Here is an 18,442-nt window from a genome sequence, read left to right on the forward strand (position 1 = left end):
GCTAAGTTAATGCTTTCTGCAGAAAGTTAACTGTTGGATTACCGCCTCGCAATGATGGTTACTATGTCATTGCGAGGGGGGTGGGAACAGCAATTATTTTTTCTTGCCAACCATTAAGCCCCCGTGGCAATCTCCTGGCGTTATGAGATTGCTTCGGCTAAGTTAATGCTTTCTGCAGAAAGTTAACTGTTGGATTACCGCCTCGCAATGACAAGTTCACTACTGCGTCATTGCGAGAGGCGATCGACAATTAGTCAAAAATTACTTCTGACTTCTAACTTCTGACTTCACAAACTGTCCAGGAGCTAATTGATTAGTTCCAGTTGTCACAACCAAATCTCCCGGTTGTAATACTCCCCGCACCAGACTCCGATCGCCCTCCGTATGCAAAACCTCAACCATTCGTTTTTCAGTCTGATAAGTTCCCAGAGGTAAATCCAAATCTGACTTCTGGGGAGAAACCAGAGCAAAACAAGCCAATAACCCCCGCTCTCCCCAAATCAAAGCAGAAGTTGGCAACCAATATCCCTCGGCACTTTCAATCTGATTAAGTTCCAAACGAACAACAGTACCCGGAGCAACAGCTTGCGGTAGTGCCAAAATTACACTTTGAGTCCGAGTTGTAGAATCTACCTCTGGTAAAATTGATAAAACTTTTGCACTATAAGTTTTCTCTCCCACCCTTACTTCCTCCACACTACCTATTCTTAAACGACTAGCTTGACTTGGTGGCACCCCAACCCGAACTTTCCTGTCACCACCCTCCACAAAACGCACAACACTCTGGGCAGCATTAACCACAACTCCTTCATCTAAATTACGCACAGAAACAGTCCCAGAAAAAGGAGCATAAATAATACTTTTTCTCAAAACAACATCAATTTCAGAAATTTGTGCCTCGAAACGTTTAACTTCTGCTTTTTGAGCTTCTATTTGTTCGATTCGAGTTCCAGCAATAAGTTCATCTAACTGACTTTGCACCTGACGCACCCTAGCTCGTTGAGCTTCTATTTGTTCGATTCGAGTACCAGCGATAAGTTCATCCAATTGACTTTGCACCTGACGAACTCTAGCTTTTTGAACTTCTATTTGTTCGATGCGAGTGCCAGCAATAAGTTCATCTAACTGACTTTGTACCTGACGAACTCTAGCTTTTTGAGCTTCTATTTGTTCCGAGCGAGTTCCTGTTTGTAGCTTTGCTAATTCACTCTGCGCTCTCTCAAATCTAGCATTCAGAGTATCAGTCTCTGTAGAAGCTTCATCAAGTTGTTCTTGAGAAATTGCTCCTTCTTCATAAAGTCCTTCACGTCTTTTTTCTCTAATTTCAGCTAATTCTACTTGTTCCTCTAAGTCTAATAGTGCCGAACGCGCTGCTTCGATATCTTCGGTACGAGGTCCCGTTTGCAATTCTTGTAATTTGGCTTGTTCTTGAGCTAGGGATGCACGAGTCGCTGCAATAACTTCTATCCTCGGTCCCGTTTGCAGTTCTTGTAATTTGGCTTGTTCCTGAGCGAGAGATGCGCGAGTCGCTGCAATAACTTCTATCCTCGGTCCCCTTTGCAATTCTTGTAATTTGGCTTGTTCTTGAGCTAGGGATGCGCGAGTCGCTGCAATAACTTCTATCCTCGGTCCCCTTTGTAGTTCTTTCAGGTTGGCGATCGCTCTTTCTTTCTGGGCTGTTAATACTGCTCGTTGGGCTTTTGTTTGGCTAGTGTCCAGTTGAGCGATCGCTTGTCCTTTGGTTACTTTTTCTCCTTCTTCTATATATATAGATTGAAGTAAACCGGATTGTTCAAAACCTAGTTCGCTAGTTCGTTTAGCTTCTACAATTCCTGTATAACTTTGAGAAACTGAGTAGGAATTGACTAATTTTACCGGGATAGCTTGAACAGACAGAATATTGGGAAGAGAATTTTCTGAGGTGGTTTTAGTAGAAATCTTTTGATTCTGGAGAAATTTTAGACTGCCAAAAGTTATTGCCAAAATAATTACTAGGAGGCTAATCCCAATCAATTTCTTTTCTTTACCTTTTGGTTTGAAGTTGGCAGTCTCAGATTGAATTGGTAAAGTTTCTATCTCATCAGTTAGGATTTCTACTCTACCATTTGTTTCATAGGGTTTAGAGTCTAACAATTTTTTCTCTGTCATTGGTTTGTCATTTGAAGATTATTTGTCATTTCAGTTATTAGTCTTGCGCCTCTCAAATTGAGTCAAAGCAAGAGTTTAACTTTGTGCCTCCTGACTTTTGACCTTTTATTTTTAACTTTTGACTTTGATTTGCTATTAGCTACAGATTTTTCAAGATTTAATGTTTAGTTTATAAACAGTTTCTAGCTTAAATATATAGAAGTGTCACTACCATTAGGACATTCTCGCTACTCTCAAATTGAGTCAGAGCAAGAATTTAACTTCTAAATTCTAAATTCTAAATTCTGAATTCTATATGGCCATATTTTGGTTAACTTAGAATAAAAGTGGATTTTTAAAACAGTCGTTTGATTTACTAAAATTAAAACATACGTTTAAAATAATTGCAAGGGTAGCTGATTGATGATTAAATCAAATAAAGCTGCGTATTCTGGAAAACAAATACAAGATTGAATGGGTAAAAACTCAACTATTGATACAAAGGAGCAAATTCTCAATGCTGCCGAGAAACTATTTGCCTCTCTAGGCTTTGCCGGAACTTCACTAAGAGCCATAATTCGAGAGGCGGACGTGAATTTAGCTGCCATCCATTATCACTTTGGCTCCAAAGAAGAACTATTTAGTGCAGTAGTCCGACGAGTAGCACAACCCATTGTCGAAGAACAACTACGACAACTGACAATTCTAGAAGAATCAAATAACCTCCCTTCAGTGCCAGAAATTTTCACAGCTTTTATCACCCCTCCCCTACAGATGATTCAACAGGGATCGGAGGAATGTCGGATTCATGCACAATTTATGGGGCGTTGTCGTGCCGAACCCTACCCAGTCCAGAAACTAGCAGAGCAAGAATTTAGAAACAGTCAACAAAGATTTCTATACATACTAACAAAAGTGCTACCCCATCAATCTCCTACAGAATTGAAGTGGAAACTTGATTTAGTAGTTGCGATGCTAGTGCGCACTTTGAATCAAATGGAGCAATCAGAAATATTTAGTGAGGATAATTTAGTTGAAGATATTGATGAACTTGTGCAGCGTCTTGTGACTTTTATAAGTTATGGAATTAGTGCTTAATAATAGACATCTCCGGAAAAGAGGGAGTAGGGAGTAGAGAGTAGGGGAAAGAGTTGATAAATAAAACGCCGATAATTGATTTTAGAAGAAAATAGGTTTTACTCAAGACGATCGCTCTTCCAAGGTGGTTGGTTTTGTCAGGGGCGATCGCTATAATTAATAATTGATAATTACGCTCAAAAATAATTATCCATTATCCATTATTAAAGGAGGTTTAATGTTAGGGAAATCGACAAATAAAAACTGGTTCTCACGTTTTAGGTATGTCTGTTTATTTTTGGCGACTATCGTAGTTTTGATAAGTTGCCAAACAGCTTTAGCTAACGGTGATAGTAGGGAAAGTAATTTTTCAGCAGTAGACAATATCTGGCTATTATTAGCTGGCGCTCTAGTATTTTTTATGAATGCTGGTTTTGCTTTGTTGGAAGCGGGTTTATGTCGCAGTGAAAATTCTGTTAATGTCTTGGCGAAAAACTTAATTGTTTTTTGTGTAGCAGCGATCGCCTTTTGGATGTTTGGTTTTGGTTTTATGTTTGGGGATCGCTCAAATTCTTGTATAGAAAATAATCAAAATAACCAAAAAGTAGTGAGCTATCTGGGACATTTTACTCCTAGAACCGAATATAATAAGTCAGAGCAAAAGTCACAATTTATTCTGCTGCCAAAAAAAGAGGAGAATCCACTGGGTTTTCCAGAAGAAGGATTTTCTTGTTTACAGAGTAAATGGGAAAATCGCTCTATAGCATCTATATTTTTCTTTCAATTAGCATTTGCTGCTACTGCAGCTACTATTGTCTCTGGAGCAGTAGCAGAAAGGATTAGTTTTTGGGCATTTTTCTGGTTTAGTTTTATGTTGGTAGGATTTTTATACCCTATTATAGGTCATTGGGTATGGTCAGAATATGGTTGGCTCAAACAAGCATTTCATTTTAAAGATTTTGCAGGATCTACTGTTGTTCATACTGTGGGAGGAACTGCTGCTTTAGCAGGTGCTATACTACTGAAACCAAGATGGAATCGCTTTGGATATGACCCCCAAAAAGATTTAGATGATCGTGAACCACGGGAACCATTGCCTGATAAGTTTGAGAACCAAAAATATTTTACTTACTCAAGCAACTTAACATCTGCTACTCTCGGATGTTTCATTCTTTGGTTAGGTTGGTTGGGTTTTAATGGTGGTTCAACCACTCATCTAGGAGAAGTAGGTCATATCATAATAACAACTATAATGTCCGCAGCAACAGGTGGTATAGTTGCCATACTATCTACTCCCATAACTGCTTTATGGTCTCAAATATTTGAAAATAATCCAGAAACAGGAAAACCTGAACTTTTATCGCTGATTAACGGTATTTTAGGTGGTTTAGTTGGAGTAACTGCTTCTTCTGCTTATATTGATGTTCCTATTGCTATTCTCATAGGTGCTGTTAGTGGATTCATTGTTACTTTAGGTAGCTTACTGTTGAGGTTATGGAAAATTGACGATCCAGTAGGAGCTATTCCCGTTCATCTTTTTTGCGGATGCTGGGGTACTTTAGCAGTATCTTTGAGTCTTCAAGGTACTGAAGTATATCAGAAGAATGATAATGTTTTAGGGCAACTAGGAAACCAAATATTAGGATGGTTAATTGTTTTTACTGTTGTTTTTGTTCTCAGTTGGATAGTCTGGGTAATTATTGGGTTAATTTTATATAGTTTTGATATGATTATTGGCAATTCCAGAAAGCCATCTAAAAAAGGAAATTTTTTGGCAAAATTTTATAGGATAGCTAGACAAGGAATCAGAGTAACACCTACACAAGAAAAAGAGGGGAGTGATGGTTTCTGGGTAAATCCTAAAAATTCTAGAGATGAGTAATTTTAACTAAATATCTGGATATGCTGGACAATTATCTTTACCGATTTTCCCAAGTGTACTGATTATCTTTTCTCTGTCTTGGCGCAATATAAGCACCTCAAATTTATCTTTAGACCAGTTTTCTAGTTGTTGTTTAATCTGAGGAAGTTGAAGATAATGCTCTGATATTTCACAATATAACTCAACAGTTTCTTGGTAATTATTGTTACGGATTTGTTTTTTTGCTTCTTCGTCATAAAACTTATCTATTGGCTTTAATTGCTGGATCAAATTTTTTTTGTTTGTTTCATCCTCAAGTGAATAGGCAGGACATTTATTTCCTCCTTCATTTTGTTTAAAAATTTCATTAATGAAATTTCTTTTTTCTTCTATAGACAAGCTACTATTTGCTGCAATTAACTTGTTTATATATTGTTTAATTTGAGTTTTTTTTGCATATTTATCGGGAATAGAGCACAAAGTTTTTATGCCTGTATCAATTTTTTTATTATTCACTTCTTCCTCCCCATACTTGTGAAGTAATTCATAAAATTTTCCCTCAATTTCATTGAAATTAGGGCATTGCTGAATCAAACTTTTCTCCTGTCTAAATTTATTTAGGGTTTCTAATAGCTTTTCTGAAGTTCCTGATCCTATTTTACTGTCTATTTCCTTTGGTAAATCATTACATATAGGAGGAGGTTCTGTAGCTCTCATGATAAATATGACAATAAGAGTAATGAAAATTACAGGTACTAACAATAAAGAGAAAAACTTATAAATTTGATTAGGTCCTTGAGAATTATTGTTTCCATTTTGAGTAGGCATTCCGCCATTGTTGTTTGTTTCAGTTATATTTTGATTTGCTTGATAAATTTCCTGTATTGGTAGTCTTTCCTCGTCAGATAAAGGGTAATTTTTTAAAAGCCAACGCCGGACTAATTCAACTTTGATTTTATAACTTGTACCTTGTTTTTCTAGTTTTTCTAAAAAGCCATATTCCACTAAACGTTCTCCTGCGTGCCTTAAAACTGGTGTTGTTATTTCTCTAGTTTGTTTTATAATTTTTAGTGGGTCGATGTCTCTTTCTTGAATTTCTGCTACTGCACGAAAAAATAACTTTTCAGGTTTATTCAAAGGCTGTAGAAAACCTTCAAATACATATATTCCCTCTTGCATCGTTTGCTCTAAAATTAATTCTATATGCCTAGAAACAACCTGTTTGGTTGGTTGTGTTCGATAATATGCAAAAATATTACGGCATAGCAGTTGTGTCAAAGAAGGATGTCCTGCTGATAACTGCCAAATTGCCTCTATTGCACCTAGTTCATACTTTAGTATTCCTTGAGCTTGCTGAACAATCAGTTGTTCTGTATCCTTTCTATTTAGTAAACCAACTTCTATTGGAGTTTGTTTTTTTAAGAACTCTTTCAGATAAGTCATATCTTTTACTGGCCTGCCAAAAACTAGAATTGCAAATAGATTTTCTTCTTGCTCAACAGCCTTTTCTAGCGTATTAAATAAGTTTTTTCCCGCAGGCATCTTTTCATCTTTGCCTAAAATATCAAACTCATCTAGAAGGAGAACTAGTTTTTTACCTGGTAAATACTTATTAATAATCTTTGGCAAAAATTCTTCTATAAAAAATGTCTCTGAATGATTAACTAATTCTCTTACTTCATTAGGAAGTATACCAATAACTTCAGCAATTCTATCTGCCAAATCATTTAGTATTTTGTCAATTGGTTTATATTCGTATCCTTGAAGTGAAAAATCAACAAACTTAAAGCCTTGATCCTCAGTAATTAATTGAGGTAAACAATCTATCAATGAAGTTTTACCAATACGTCGTTGAACGTGCAACAAAGTTATTTTTTGATTATTTCTGAAATTATTTTCTATTTTTTCAATAATTTTTTTCCTGCCATATAGCTGGTCTTTGTTACGAATTGGCACACCAAAAATATAAGGATTTCCTGTGAAGTTATTGGTTGTATTCATTAAAAATCAAAATTTACCTATAAAATATTAGAGACTATCAGTCAAGTAAATATGAAGTATAAAATTGATGCTACAGATGATTTCTCTTCACACAAAACACTTCATTAATCTAGCCTTCTTTCAGAATAAAGAAAAGTTTTTCAAAGGCATACATAAGTAGCAAACATTTTAGTTTTTTGTATAAAAAGGCCAATTGTATAAAATTTTTACCCATCTAAATCATGATTATAACCTTAATAATTAGATATTTCTGGTTGTTTAATTATTATACGATCGCATCCATTTTCCCAGGCCACTATTCCTAATTTTATCGAGAAAAGATTTTTGACGAAATAATTCGTTTATTGTCTCTATTTCTGCTGTTAATGAAACTCTCTTTAACAACCAAAGTCGAAGTAATTCAATTTTCACTTTATAGATAGGGGTTACGTTTTTTCCTAATTTTTGTTCTCCTATTTTTTGCAAAAATCCCAAATTAACTAAATGTTCTGCTGCTTTAGTTAATTCTTCTTTCATTTTTTTTGTAAGCTTTCCATGATGCTTTTCTAATATCCCTAATGGATTAACAATATTTGATTTCGATAATTTTGTAGCCTCTTTTTGAGCTTCAGCTACTGCATATAGGACTAATTTTTCTATAGCAGATAAAACTTCTAAAGTGGATACAAAAGCAGCTTCACCTATTTCTAAAGATTCATCTATAATCCCTTTTATATCCTGGCGAGTTACATTCCATTGGTTTAGATTTCTAGCCTGTTGAAATAATTTAAAACACAGTAGTTCAGTATAGTAAGGATGTCCACTTGCCAATTCCCAAATTTCCTCAATTGCTTCTGGTTCATATTCAATAATTCCCTCAGCAATCTTAGTAATTAAACTTTCAGTATCAGACTTATTAAGTAATCCTAATTCTTGGTGAGGTACTTCTCCACCAAACAAATCACTTATAAATTCCAGACTATTTCCTTGTCTTCCTAAAAAAAGAACAATAAATATTTTTTCCTCTCTATGAATTAGAGAAATTAAGAAGTTGATAAACGGATTAATTTCACTACAAGTATCATCCCACAGAACATCAAACTCATCTAGGAGTAGAACTATATTTTTTCCTTCTAACCTATCAGATATCTGTTGTAAAAAAATCCTAACAAATAGTCTTGGCTGTACTTTTAAATCCTCCTGACTAGGAATAGTTATTGTACTTCCAGATATTCCCAACCAATCAACTATATCCCTAGCAAAGTCATACAAGATTTCATCCAAAGAATAGTGATGTTTATCTTCTAAAGAAAGTGGAACAAAAATAAATCCATCTACACTAACAGACCGAGAAATATAATTCACAAAGGAAGTCATGCCCATACGTCTTTGTCCATGCAATACCATTACCTTTGCCTTAGAAGTAAGTTGCTCTTGAATAAAACTTACTATTATTTCTCGTCGAAATAAGTATTCTGGAGTATAAATTGGGCGACCAATAGTGTAAGGATTTTTAATCAAAGTCATTGAATTTCAAATCATTAAGAACTAGATTCGATTAGGTTTGCACTATTATTTATCTTTTGATTGACTGAAAATTCCTAAGAATGGTTTGATAATAGGTTTTACAATTTTAATCACAAATGGTAAAGTTTCTTTTGCTCGATCTACTTGTTGAGCAATAATCTTGATTCCAAATCTATCAAACCATATTTCAAGCTTTTTAGGGTCTGAAATATTTTGAGCAAATTCTTGAATAACTAAATCTTGCATTAAAGAAGAATAAAAATTATATTTATCCTGCTCTGGGTTCTTATAGATAACACCTTTTTGCTCCAAAGTTGTCAGTATATAACTATTTCTATCAAATACTTTATCTATATCATCAACAGAATAACGTTTTCCATTCACCTCTCCTTTTAAATTGTCAATTACAATTAACTGCAAAAGGTTTTGTTCATCAGTCGTCAAATCTCTCCATATATCCTTAAATATCTGTTCTGTTTGATTTTTAAATTCTTCTTTAAAAATATTAATATCAATATCTCGCTTTGATTGAGAAAATAGATAAAATATATGACCTGCGTGTTGAAGTAAGATTGGATATCGACCAGTAATTTCTAACACTTTTTCTTTCTGAATATTGTCGGGAATAGAAATAAAAAAATCCTGATTAGGAGTAAAAAAATATTGCTCAATATCTTCCCGACTAAAAGGTTTTAAATCTACATATAGATAATGATTATACCAAGGAGAACCACCACGAGGAAGCTCTGGACCTAACTCATTCAATCTTCGGAATGCAGCAACAACTGTTGAGAAATATTGACCTTCTGTACTATGAACTGCTAGGTTACGCAACCCACTTAAAAATGTCTGCATTTCTCTAGATTTTTCCAGGTTATTAACATAGTCTTCTTGTGTACCAAGTATTCCATGATAGTCGTCTAATAGCAATAATAAAAATTTATCTTTTTTCCCAATGTGTCTAAGTATCTGACGTATGTTTCTTATCTCTATTCTTTCTGCTAACAAATCGTTAATCTTGCCCTGTAACTCTGCATCACCTTCAGCTTCATTTCTTAGCTCTTCTAATACTTTTTGCCAAAAACTATTTGGCGTAAATGAACCATCCCAGTTGTAATAAACAATCAAAGCTTCTGAAAAATCTAATCCTTTTTCATCCCAAAAATTACGAGATTTTATATAGTTGAGTAAAGATGATTTACCCATGCCATAACTACCGTAAATAGCTACATGACCGCGAATATTAATTTGGTCACAAATTTTGTCTAGTTCAGATTTTCTGTCAACAAACTTGTCTGGACGAACAGGTTTAGTCGGAAAGAATTCAATTCGTGGCATAATTTAGATAAATTATTTGACTTTCAGCTTGACTATAAATTCCAATTATATCAAAATATTTAGGGTCGCTAAATCTTGGACATCTTCTAGATTAATTAATTATCTCATTACCATATTTGTAAAGATTTGTCAAGCTAAAAATTGTCAAACAAAAAGGCAGACAAAACGCCTACCTGAAACAAAATTATATTGTTTAATTACAACTCAAATAATTAAGAAATACAATAATAATTTAATCAACCAAATCTATCAACTAAATATGTCAGAACAAAATATTATTACTATCGAACCAGGAAAACGCAGTGGAAAACCTTGTATTCGAGGTATGAGAATAACTGTCTACGATGTACTTTCCTATCTAGCTGCGGGGATGACTTATGAAGAATTATTAGAAGATTTTCCCTATTTAAAAAAACAGGATATTTTAGCTTGTCTTAGCTATGCTGCTGAACGGGAACAACAAACTTTAATAGTACCCAAATGAAACTTTTATTCGACCATAATTTATCCCCTCGTTTGGTTTCGCGTTTAGCTGATATTTATCCACATTCTAGTCATCTTTATTTTTTAGGATTAGACCAAGCTAGCGATCGAGATGTTTGGCAATATGCTCGCGATAATCAATATATTATTGTCACTAAAGATGCTGATTTTTATGATTTGGTAATTTTGCTTGGTTTTCCACCTAAGTTAATCTGGATTAGGGTGGGAAATTGCACAACATCTCAAATTGAGATACTTTTACGTTCTCGGTATGATGATATTGTAGCTTTGAGTCAAGATGCTAGTAATTCAGTTTTAGTTATATATTAATTTTCCTGATAACATAATATTTGCTATTTGTCAAACTACAAATTGTCAAACAAAAAGGCAGGCAAAAGCCCACCTAAAACAAAATTATATTGTCTAATTAAAACTAAGATAACATTGCCATTACACCACCAACAAAAGTTTGCAAATTATCCACTAGAGCAGTAGTAATTCCATGAGTAAAAGGTAAACTGTCAATTACCATTACTAAACACAATAACATCATGTAGTAGATAGAATACTTAAACAGGGATCGCGCTACATCTTTATTAGAAGGATCTTGTAACAACTGCCAAGCTTTTTTAATAAAAATTGCACCAAGGTAAGTCGCTAATACAGCATAAACTGCTCCACTTGCGTGTAATGGATAAACTAGCAATAGCGTCATCGGAATCAAAATCAGAGTGTAAACCCAAATCTGTCTAGCTGTTTCCTCATTTCCTTCAATTACAGGTAACATCGGAACGCCCACTTCCTTATATTCATCACGAATATAAATTGCTAAAGCCCAGAAATGAGGAGGAGTCCAGACAACAATGATTGCAAACAGTAACCAAGCTGCCCAACTTAATTCTCCTGTGACTGCTGCCCAACCTACTAATGGAGGAATAGCACCAGCAGCACCACCAATTACAATATTTTGAACGCTGTGACGTTTTAACCAGTGAGTGTAAATACCAACATAAAAAACTATTCCAGACATTGCCAACAATGCAGCTAGTAAATTAGCAAAAACTGTCAGCAAAGTAAATGATGTAGCAGCCAGGGTTAATGCAAAAATCAGAGCATGACGGGGTTGCACTCTCCCAGAAGGAATAGGACGCCAGCGAGTACGCTCCATAATATAGTCAATATCGCTGTCGTAGATACAGTTGATAGTATTAGCTGCACCAGAAGCTAAAGTTCCACCAATTAATGTAATGAATAATAGAAGGGGAGAAACTTCTCCTTCTGCACCCAACCACATTCCCGCTGCAGTTGTAATTAGTAGCAGTAGAATAATGCGGGGTTTTGTGAGTTGATAATAGCTTTTAATTACTTGTAGGATATTGTCATGGCGTCGTGGAAGACTATGAGAAATAACTTCTTGCATGGATTCTTATTTGTTAATTTTCTGTTTAAACTGGTTATTATTTCCGTCATCTAAAGTTTATCGGCAATATAAAAACGGATCTTAGTGCCAGTTAATTTTTGATGTTAGCCAGTTTGAAAAATTTAGTTACTTGTATAGCACTACGCATCTAGGTTATATCAAGTCTCATTTCCGGTAATATCGGTGTAAAAAACAAAACATAGAAACCGGGTTTGTATTAAATGCTCTTGTACGGACATTGCATAACAAAAATGCGTTTCATGTTGCGCAGCAAAACGTCCCTACCATTAACCTCCAACAAACCAGGTTTCTTATAACAGGTCATCTTTAGATTACTTCTGATACAGCTAAGGTTTCTAATCTAATAACTCACAAAAGAGGGGTATATTACTGTATCTATATTAACAATTAAGCATTTGCAACTTGGCGATCGCGTAAAGCAATAACAGTAAAAGCTACTAAAGTTCCTAATAATGCTGCTCCTATAGCTTGGTGAGACACAGTTAACAATTCTATTTGCAGACGTAACCGGAAAGTCATAACCCCTAAACAAATCTGAGCTAATACTAATAAACCAGACCAGTTTGCTAACTTTCGCAGCAGCGGATGTAAAGCAGAGGTGCGCCACGCCATTACTACTAAGGTTAATGTTGCTAAAGTCGGAGGAACAACACCAGCAAGATGACTGTTCATTACTGTGCAAAGTTCCGCAATGCCAAAACATTGATGCAATGCCCATTGAGAAGCAACTAACCCACCCAATAAACTTTGTAAATAGACGAAAATAGCAGCAGTTAATCCCACCCAAGGTAATTTACCAACGTTGCCAGTACCTTTGTATGGAATCATTGACATACCTATGACTAATAGAGTCATAAAGTAAAGTAAAGCTGTACCTAGATGAGCAGTAACAATATCAAAACGTAATAGTTGTGTTACTGTTAACCCACCGAGCACACCCTGGAAGACTATGAGACCTAAACCAAAAGTCGATGCCCACGGTAACCACCTTGGAAGTTCCTGTCTATGCCACCATGATAAACCCATCAGAGCGATCGCTCCAAAACCGATTAAACTTGCATCTAATCTGTGAAACCATTCCAAAAATACCTGTAGGTTCATTTGTGCCATTGGTACTAACTGACCATAACACAACGGCCAGTCAGGACAGGCTAAACCTGCATTCATTACTCTAGTAGCACTACCAATAGCCATTAATATTAAGGTTGCTACACATAGTTTCCATACTAAAGCACGAATGCGTTCCCGTGCTGGAGATTGGGAGTAAATAATTCCATTGTTATTTAAAACAGAGTTGGCCATAAATTTTACATTTTATTGTTACTAACTTAACAAAATACTCAGTATTGATAAAGCGACAAAGGTGAATGATTTTTGTTACTATAAAGGATAGTATTTGTATATCTGTTTGGCTTTAGAAAGTTTTCTGATTTTAATTTTTCTTCACAGTTTATTGCTGTATATGTTACCAACTTCCAAAAAAGTTTATTTTTAACTTTTTCTCCTTTTTCCAACCAGTAAAATATGAAATTTAAGAGTACATATTCAATTTTAACTTTCTTCAGTCAAAGTATGGGGCAGTTTTTCAGTGCAATAGTTAAAATAAAATAAACTTTGCCTAGAGAAATTGTAGATAAAATTGAGAGAACCTAAAATATTCCTAAAAAGTAACAATTATATCTAGTTATAGGTAGATGGTTAGTTTAAGCTAAGTAGTTGAGTATGACAACAAGTCACAGGCTCTTATAACTTAGGCTATGGTTAACAACTGAAACTAAAAACAGGGAAGTTTTGAACCTAATTAAACCAAGTTAATTTAAGTAGAGTTACCATAGATTTTAAGTTTGTGGAGAGAATAACTTATAAACTGTAGGAACCTGATTTTCTTGGAAATACCAAAGCAGTATCCAAAACTGAAACCAGAAATTTGGGTAAGTTTGGTTAAGTTCACCAGAACAAGAAAGTAACCTAAGTAAAATGGAAGAAAAAGAAAAAGTACCAGTCTCAGTAATAACTTTAGTAGTTGGTATAGTAATCACCATAATTAGCGTATGGGCAGGTCAAAATCATGGTCTGTTACCAGAGCAAGCTTCAGCACAAGCTCCTCTGGTTGATGGATTTTTTGACGTAATGTTTACTATAGCAGCAGGTCTATTTCTAGTAGTAGAAGGCACAATTGTCTTTTGTGTAATTAAATTTCGTCGGCGCAAAGGAGATGATGGGGATGGTGCAAGTTTTAGAGAAAATTTACCATTAGAAATATTTTGGACTGCAATTCCATCCATAATTGTAATTGGTCTTGGCATTTATAGTGTAGATGTATACAGACAGATGGGTGGATTCGATCCAAGTGGTACAATGATGATCAGCCATCATCATTCTTCATCTCACCAGCAAGTGGCGAAAATGCCTGGGGCTGCTATTGCTGCTCCCCTAATTGCAGATGCCGAAGGTATGGAATCAACAGAAGTAGCTGAAAAAGTTTCTAACAAATATGGTTTGGGAGCCACTCCTGGAGAGGGAGGAAAGCAAGCAGATGTGGTAGTTGATATCACCGGTATTCAATATGGTTGGCTGATGAACTATGCTGATAGTGGTGTCATGGCAGGAGAATTACATATTCCTGTAAACAAGGATATTCAAATTAATCTCTCTGCTAATGATGTAATTCATGCTTTCTGGATACCTGCTTTCCGTCTGAAGCAAGATGCAATTCCTGGTAAAGATACCCAATTGCGTTTTACAGCTAGTCAAACAGGAGTATATCCAGTTTATTGTGCTGAACTTTGTGGTGCTTACCACGGAGCAATGAGAACAACTGTTGTTGTTGAAACCCAAGAAGAATATGAAGCTTGGATAGCAGAAAATACTTTTGCTCAAAAGCCACAATTGAATCAAGCTGTAGCAGTAAATACTGCTGATTTATCAGAGTCGGAATATCTTACGCCCTACTCTCAGGAGATAGGAATTGATTCCGAAACATTAAATCAAATTCATTCAGCTTATCACTAAAAAAAGCTTTCTAGGATTTGATTGATTGTTCTATCAAATCCCTTTACTTTGGAGAATAAAATTCTACCATCAGTATTGGCAAAACTCTTATTTTGGTAGGGGTTTGGTCACCAAACCCCTACGATATAAAGTAAGAGTTACTGATAACTGATAACTGATAACCGATAACTCAAATGACACAAACACAAATTCCTTTAGATACTCAATCACAACCGGAAAAACCACATCCGGAAGCCTGGAAGTGGTATCACTACTTCGGCTATAACATAGACCATAAGGTAATTGGTATTCAATATCTGGTTACTGCATTCATCTTTTATCTGATCGGTGGTCTAATGGCAATGGGTTTAAGAGCAGAACTCTATACACCAGATCCAGATGTTCTCGATCCAAATGTCTACAACTCTTTCCTGACAAATCATGGCACGATAATGATTTTCCTCTGGATTGTACCTGCTGCTATTGGTGGTTTCGGTAACTATCTGGTTCCCCTAATGGTGGGAGCAAGAGACATGGCGTTTCCAAACCTGAACGCCATCGCCTTCTGGCTCAACCCTCCTGCTGGAGCATTATTAATTGCCAGTATAGCTTTAGGAGGAGCGCAAAGTGGTTGGACAGCATATCCGCCATTGAGCATTATCACTAATAACGCTGGACAATCTTTATGGATTCTCAGTATTGTGTTAGTGGGAACATCCTCAATTCTGGGTTCGTTGAACTTTATCACCACGATCCTGAAAATGAAAATTCCTAGCATGAAATGGGATCAGCTTCCCCTATTCTGTTGGGCAATTCTCGCAACTTCTGTTTTAGCTCTCTGCTCCACTCCTGTTTTAGCAGCAGGTTTGGTAATGTTATTATTTGACATCAATTTTGGCACCGGCTTCTTTAGACCAGAGATGGGCGGTGATGTGGTCATCTATCAGCACTTATTCTGGTTTTATTCTCACCCAGCAGTTTATCTGATGATTCTGCCAATTTTCGGCATTCTCTCAGAAGTTATTCCTATTCACGCCCGCAAACCAATATTTGGTTATAAGGCGATCGCCTATTCTAGTCTTGCTATTTGTGTAGTAGGTTTGTTCGTATGGGTACACCATATGTTCACCAGTGGAACTCCTCCTTGGATGCGGATGTTCTTCACCATCTCTACTCTAATCGTTGCAGTTCCCACAGGAGTCAAAATCTTTAGTTGGGTAGCTACTCTCTGGGGTGGAAAAATTCGCTTCACCAGTGGAATGCTTTTTGCCATTGGTTTATTAGCAATGTTCGTTATGGGTGGACTCAGTGGCGTAACTATGGGAACAGCTCCCTTTGATGTTCACGTCCATGATAGTTACTATGTAGTAGCTCACTTCCATTACGTTCTATTTGGTGGGTCAGTGTTTGGTTTGTATGCAGGTATGTATCATTGGTTCCCCAAAATTACAGGTCGGATGTACAACGAAACCTGGGGTCGGATTCATTTTGTCCTCACCTTCATTGGTACTAACATGACATTCCTACCTATGCACGAATTAGGTTTACAGGGAATGCCTCGTCGAATTGCCATGTATGACCCTAAGTTTGAATCTATCAACCATATCTGTACTTATGGGTCAATTATCCTTGGTTTATCCGTAATTCCATTCTTCATCAATATGGTTTGGAGTTGGATGTATGGGCCAAAAGCTGGCGATAATCCTTGGGGTGGTTTATCTTTGGAGTGGACTACTAGTTCACCTCCTATAATCGAAAACTGGGAAGTATTACCAGTGGTTACTTATGGTCCTTATGATTTTGGCTCGAAGAAAACTCTTGGTATTCGAGAGCGGTTTAAGCTGATTTCTCAACCCAGTTCCAAGGTTAAGGAAACAGGTGTGCCTGTGTCTGAAGCTGATTCTTCATCCTTATATAGTGGTTCTGGTGATTCTCAGAATCCTCCAGGGGAAAATTAGGTATAAGTAATAACACTTTGTATTAGGTTGAGGTAATACCGTTTCACGGAAGTCAGAAGTCAGAAGTTACATTTGATAGACTAAAAACTTTGACAATACAATAGTTTTAGCAAATTATTAAACATTTAAAGTTTTCAACTATTTGTGACATCCTTAAAGTGAATTGGTATAAATTAACTCAAACTAATACAAGGTTACTAAATACTTAAATATCCAACCTCAGAAATTAATTTTGTTGATTTAGGTACAGAAGATTATGCAAGGTTCAACCATTGATACAACTAATAATTTAGTTGATACTTCAGTTCATTCGCCATCAGTAGAAGCTGCTCATCACGAAGAGCATCAGGATTTAAGAGTTTTTGGATTATTAACGTTTCTTGCTTCTGAATCTTTAATGTTTGGAGGCTTATTTGCTGCTTATTTAATTTATCGAGCAAATGCGGGAGTTTGGCCTCCTGAAGAAACAGAGGTAGAGTTGTTATTGCCGACAATTAACACTATTATTCTGGTTTCTAGTAGTTTTGTAATTCACAAGGGCGATACTGCAATTAAAAAGAATGATATCTCCGGAATGCGCTTATGGTATTTAGTTACAGCAATCATGGGGATCATTTTCTTAGGCGGTCAGGTTTATGAGTACATGACTTTAGGTTATGGTCTGACTACTAATGTATTTTCCAACTGTTTTTATGTGATGACTGGTTTCCACGGTCTCCACGTTTTTGTTGGTGTATTGCTAATTCTTGGTGTGTTATGGCGTTCCCGTCGTGCTGGTCATTACAATGAAGAAAAGCACGTTGGTATTGAGATGGCAGAAATATATTGGCACTTTGTTGATATTATCTGGATTGTTTTGTTCACTTTACTTTATCTTTTGACTCAATTTTAATCCAGATATTTCTGTCGATAAATTATATCAACTTTTGCTCAAACCTTTGTAGGGATATTCCATCGAACATCCCTACATTTTTTTTTATATCTGCTTAATTCAGTATAAAAAAATTTTCTCCTTTCTCCCCTTTTTTTTCCTTGACCTTCTTTATTTATCAACGGCGGAATTCTGTCCGCTCAATATAATAAACTCTCAAACTAGGTTCACCTTCTACTAATTCACTAAATTTGTCTACTATACTTTGCGCATAAGGAGTTGCTAAATGCTTATCAAGGGAACCTCTACTTTTCCACTCTTCAAAAAATATAAATGAATTGGGATAAGTAGTTTCTTCATAAACATTATAACTAAGATTACCTGGTTCTTTTCTTGTTTGTTTAGTAGCTTCTGTAGCTAGTTTGATAAATTCTTCTCGTTTCTCTGGTTTGACAACAAATCTTGATGATAGTGCTACAGGTAATCCCATAAATTCTGTTCGAGGTTGTATGGGAACTTGACTTACTTGGTTGTTTTTTCGTTTATTTTTTTTATTTGCCAATATAAGTTTTTCATTACTATTATTAGCGACTGTTGTTTCTGTTGTTGAAACTGGTGTTGATGATAAATTATCAGTACTATTTGTATTTTCTAGCTGAGATTGACAACCAAGTAAGCATCCACAAATTAACCCTCCAATCATCAATTGTTTGGTTGATTTTAAATTCATATTATGCTCAAATTTTTCAAAATTAAACATATTATTTCCTCTTTCAATTAATTGTTGA

14 protein-coding genes are annotated in these 18,442 nt (G+C 35.6%); 7 read left to right on the forward strand and 7 right to left on the reverse strand.

The window, feature by feature from the left end; translation table 11 throughout:
• Positions 1–261: 261 nt before the first annotated feature.
• Complete coding sequence (locus ACP6PL_RS20915; protein WP_426547205.1) at positions 262–2,148, reverse strand: efflux RND transporter periplasmic adaptor subunit; 1,887 nt, start codon at positions 2,146–2,148, stop codon at positions 262–264.
• Between the two features lie 453 nt (positions 2,149–2,601).
• On the opposite strand from ACP6PL_RS20915, the gene ACP6PL_RS20920 reads away from it, so the two are divergent.
• Together ACP6PL_RS20920 and ACP6PL_RS20925 are read left to right on the forward strand one after the other, a co-directional pair.
• Positions 2,602–3,225, forward strand: a complete 624-nt coding sequence (locus ACP6PL_RS20920; protein WP_426547206.1) for a TetR/AcrR family transcriptional regulator — start codon at positions 2,602–2,604, stop codon at positions 3,223–3,225.
• Positions 3,226–3,442: 217 nt separating this feature from the next.
• Positions 3,443–5,086: an ammonium transporter gene (locus tag ACP6PL_RS20925; RefSeq protein WP_426547207.1), complete on the forward strand. Its 1,644-nt coding sequence runs from the start codon at positions 3,443–3,445 to the stop codon at positions 5,084–5,086.
• Positions 5,087–5,092: 6 nt separating this feature from the next.
• On the opposite strand, the gene ACP6PL_RS20930 is transcribed toward ACP6PL_RS20925, so the two are convergent.
• From ACP6PL_RS20930 to ACP6PL_RS20940, 3 genes are all read right to left on the reverse strand, one after another.
• Complete coding sequence (locus ACP6PL_RS20930) at positions 5,093–7,066, reverse strand: ATP-binding protein (protein WP_426547208.1); 1,974 nt, start codon at positions 7,064–7,066, stop codon at positions 5,093–5,095.
• Between the two features lie 258 nt (positions 7,067–7,324).
• Entirely contained in the window at positions 7,325–8,572 is a 1,248-nt protein-coding gene (locus ACP6PL_RS20935) for a hypothetical protein (protein ID WP_426547209.1), read from the reverse strand.
• A 45-nt stretch (positions 8,573–8,617) separates the two neighbouring features.
• Positions 8,618–9,910 (reverse strand): AAA family ATPase, encoded by a 1,293-nt coding sequence (locus ACP6PL_RS20940; RefSeq protein WP_426547210.1) that lies wholly within the window; start codon positions 9,908–9,910, stop codon positions 8,618–8,620.
• A 259-nt stretch (positions 9,911–10,169) separates the two neighbouring features.
• Between ACP6PL_RS20940 and ACP6PL_RS20945 the strand changes: the two genes are divergently transcribed.
• Complete coding sequence (locus tag ACP6PL_RS20945; RefSeq protein ID WP_426547211.1) at positions 10,170–10,394, forward strand: DUF433 domain-containing protein; 225 nt, start codon at positions 10,170–10,172, stop codon at positions 10,392–10,394.
• Positions 10,391–10,723, forward strand: coding sequence for a DUF5615 family PIN-like protein (locus ACP6PL_RS20950; protein ID WP_426547212.1), 333 nt, complete (start codon positions 10,391–10,393; stop codon positions 10,721–10,723). The genes ACP6PL_RS20945 and ACP6PL_RS20950 overlap by 4 nt, the downstream gene beginning before the upstream one ends.
• 103 nt (positions 10,724–10,826) lie before the next feature.
• Here the strand turns inward: ACP6PL_RS20950 and ACP6PL_RS20955 are convergent, their stop codons facing one another.
• Both ACP6PL_RS20955 and ACP6PL_RS20960 read right to left on the reverse strand, forming a co-directional pair.
• A complete protein-coding gene (locus ACP6PL_RS20955; protein ID WP_426547213.1) occupies positions 10,827–11,813 on the reverse strand; it encodes a heme o synthase in 987 nt (328 codons plus the stop codon).
• A 408-nt stretch (positions 11,814–12,221) separates the two neighbouring features.
• Positions 12,222–13,136: a COX15/CtaA family protein gene (locus tag ACP6PL_RS20960; protein WP_426547214.1), complete on the reverse strand. Its 915-nt coding sequence runs from the start codon at positions 13,134–13,136 to the stop codon at positions 12,222–12,224.
• Positions 13,137–13,811: 675 nt separating this feature from the next.
• Here ACP6PL_RS20960 and ACP6PL_RS20965 point away from each other — a divergent pair.
• The 3 genes from ACP6PL_RS20965 (at position 13,812) to ACP6PL_RS20975 (ending at position 17,675) form a co-directional block, all read left to right on the forward strand.
• Complete coding sequence (locus tag ACP6PL_RS20965) at positions 13,812–14,846, forward strand: cytochrome c oxidase subunit II (protein WP_426547215.1); 1,035 nt, start codon at positions 13,812–13,814, stop codon at positions 14,844–14,846.
• Between the two features lie 173 nt (positions 14,847–15,019).
• Positions 15,020–16,783, forward strand: a complete 1,764-nt coding sequence (ctaD, locus tag ACP6PL_RS20970) for a cytochrome c oxidase subunit I (RefSeq protein WP_426547216.1) — start codon at positions 15,020–15,022, stop codon at positions 16,781–16,783.
• Positions 16,784–17,039: 256 nt separating this feature from the next.
• Complete coding sequence (locus ACP6PL_RS20975) at positions 17,040–17,675, forward strand: cytochrome c oxidase subunit 3 (protein ID WP_426547217.1); 636 nt, start codon at positions 17,040–17,042, stop codon at positions 17,673–17,675.
• 157 nt (positions 17,676–17,832) lie between these two features.
• Here ACP6PL_RS20975 and ACP6PL_RS20980 read toward each other — a convergent pair whose 3' ends face one another.
• A complete protein-coding gene (locus ACP6PL_RS20980; protein ID WP_426547218.1) occupies positions 17,833–18,414 on the reverse strand; it encodes a putative quinol monooxygenase in 582 nt (193 codons plus the stop codon).
• Positions 18,415–18,442: the final 28 nt, after the last annotated feature.

This window comes from Dapis purpurea BLCC-M126 (genome assembly GCF_050015975.1).
In the GTDB taxonomy this organism is placed as follows: domain Bacteria; phylum Cyanobacteriota; class Cyanobacteriia; order Cyanobacteriales; family Microcoleaceae; genus Trichodesmium.

What these genes read in the sequence shown, in the direction of transcription:
- ACP6PL_RS20945 (WP_426547211.1), top strand. Translation starts at nt 10,170, where the DNA reads ATGTCAGAACAAAATATTATTACTATCGAACCAGGAAAACGCAGTGGA.
- ACP6PL_RS20975 (WP_426547217.1), top strand. Translation starts at nt 17,040, where the DNA reads ATGCAAGGTTCAACCATTGATACAACTAATAATTTAGTTGATACTTCA.
- ACP6PL_RS20965 (WP_426547215.1), top strand. Translation starts at nt 13,812, where the DNA reads ATGGAAGAAAAAGAAAAAGTACCAGTCTCAGTAATAACTTTAGTAGTT.
- ACP6PL_RS20950 (WP_426547212.1), top strand. Translation starts at nt 10,391, where the DNA reads ATGAAACTTTTATTCGACCATAATTTATCCCCTCGTTTGGTTTCGCGT.
- ACP6PL_RS20930 (WP_426547208.1), bottom strand. Translation starts at nt 7,066, where the DNA reads ATGAATACAACCAATAACTTCACAGGAAATCCTTATATTTTTGGTGTG.
- ctaD (WP_426547216.1), top strand. Translation starts at nt 15,020, where the DNA reads ATGACACAAACACAAATTCCTTTAGATACTCAATCACAACCGGAAAAA.
- ACP6PL_RS20940 (WP_426547210.1), bottom strand. Translation starts at nt 9,910, where the DNA reads ATGCCACGAATTGAATTCTTTCCGACTAAACCTGTTCGTCCAGACAAG.
- ACP6PL_RS20925 (WP_426547207.1), top strand. Translation starts at nt 3,443, where the DNA reads ATGTTAGGGAAATCGACAAATAAAAACTGGTTCTCACGTTTTAGGTAT.
- ACP6PL_RS20955 (WP_426547213.1), bottom strand. Translation starts at nt 11,813, where the DNA reads ATGCAAGAAGTTATTTCTCATAGTCTTCCACGACGCCATGACAATATC.
- ACP6PL_RS20960 (WP_426547214.1), bottom strand. Translation starts at nt 13,136, where the DNA reads ATGGCCAACTCTGTTTTAAATAACAATGGAATTATTTACTCCCAATCT.
- ACP6PL_RS20980 (WP_426547218.1), bottom strand. Translation starts at nt 18,414, where the DNA reads ATGTTTAATTTTGAAAAATTTGAGCATAATATGAATTTAAAATCAACC.
- ACP6PL_RS20915 (WP_426547205.1), bottom strand. Translation starts at nt 2,148, where the DNA reads ATGACAGAGAAAAAATTGTTAGACTCTAAACCCTATGAAACAAATGGT.
- ACP6PL_RS20935 (WP_426547209.1), bottom strand. Translation starts at nt 8,572, where the DNA reads ATGACTTTGATTAAAAATCCTTACACTATTGGTCGCCCAATTTATACT.
- ACP6PL_RS20920 (WP_426547206.1), top strand. Translation starts at nt 2,602, where the DNA reads ATGGGTAAAAACTCAACTATTGATACAAAGGAGCAAATTCTCAATGCT.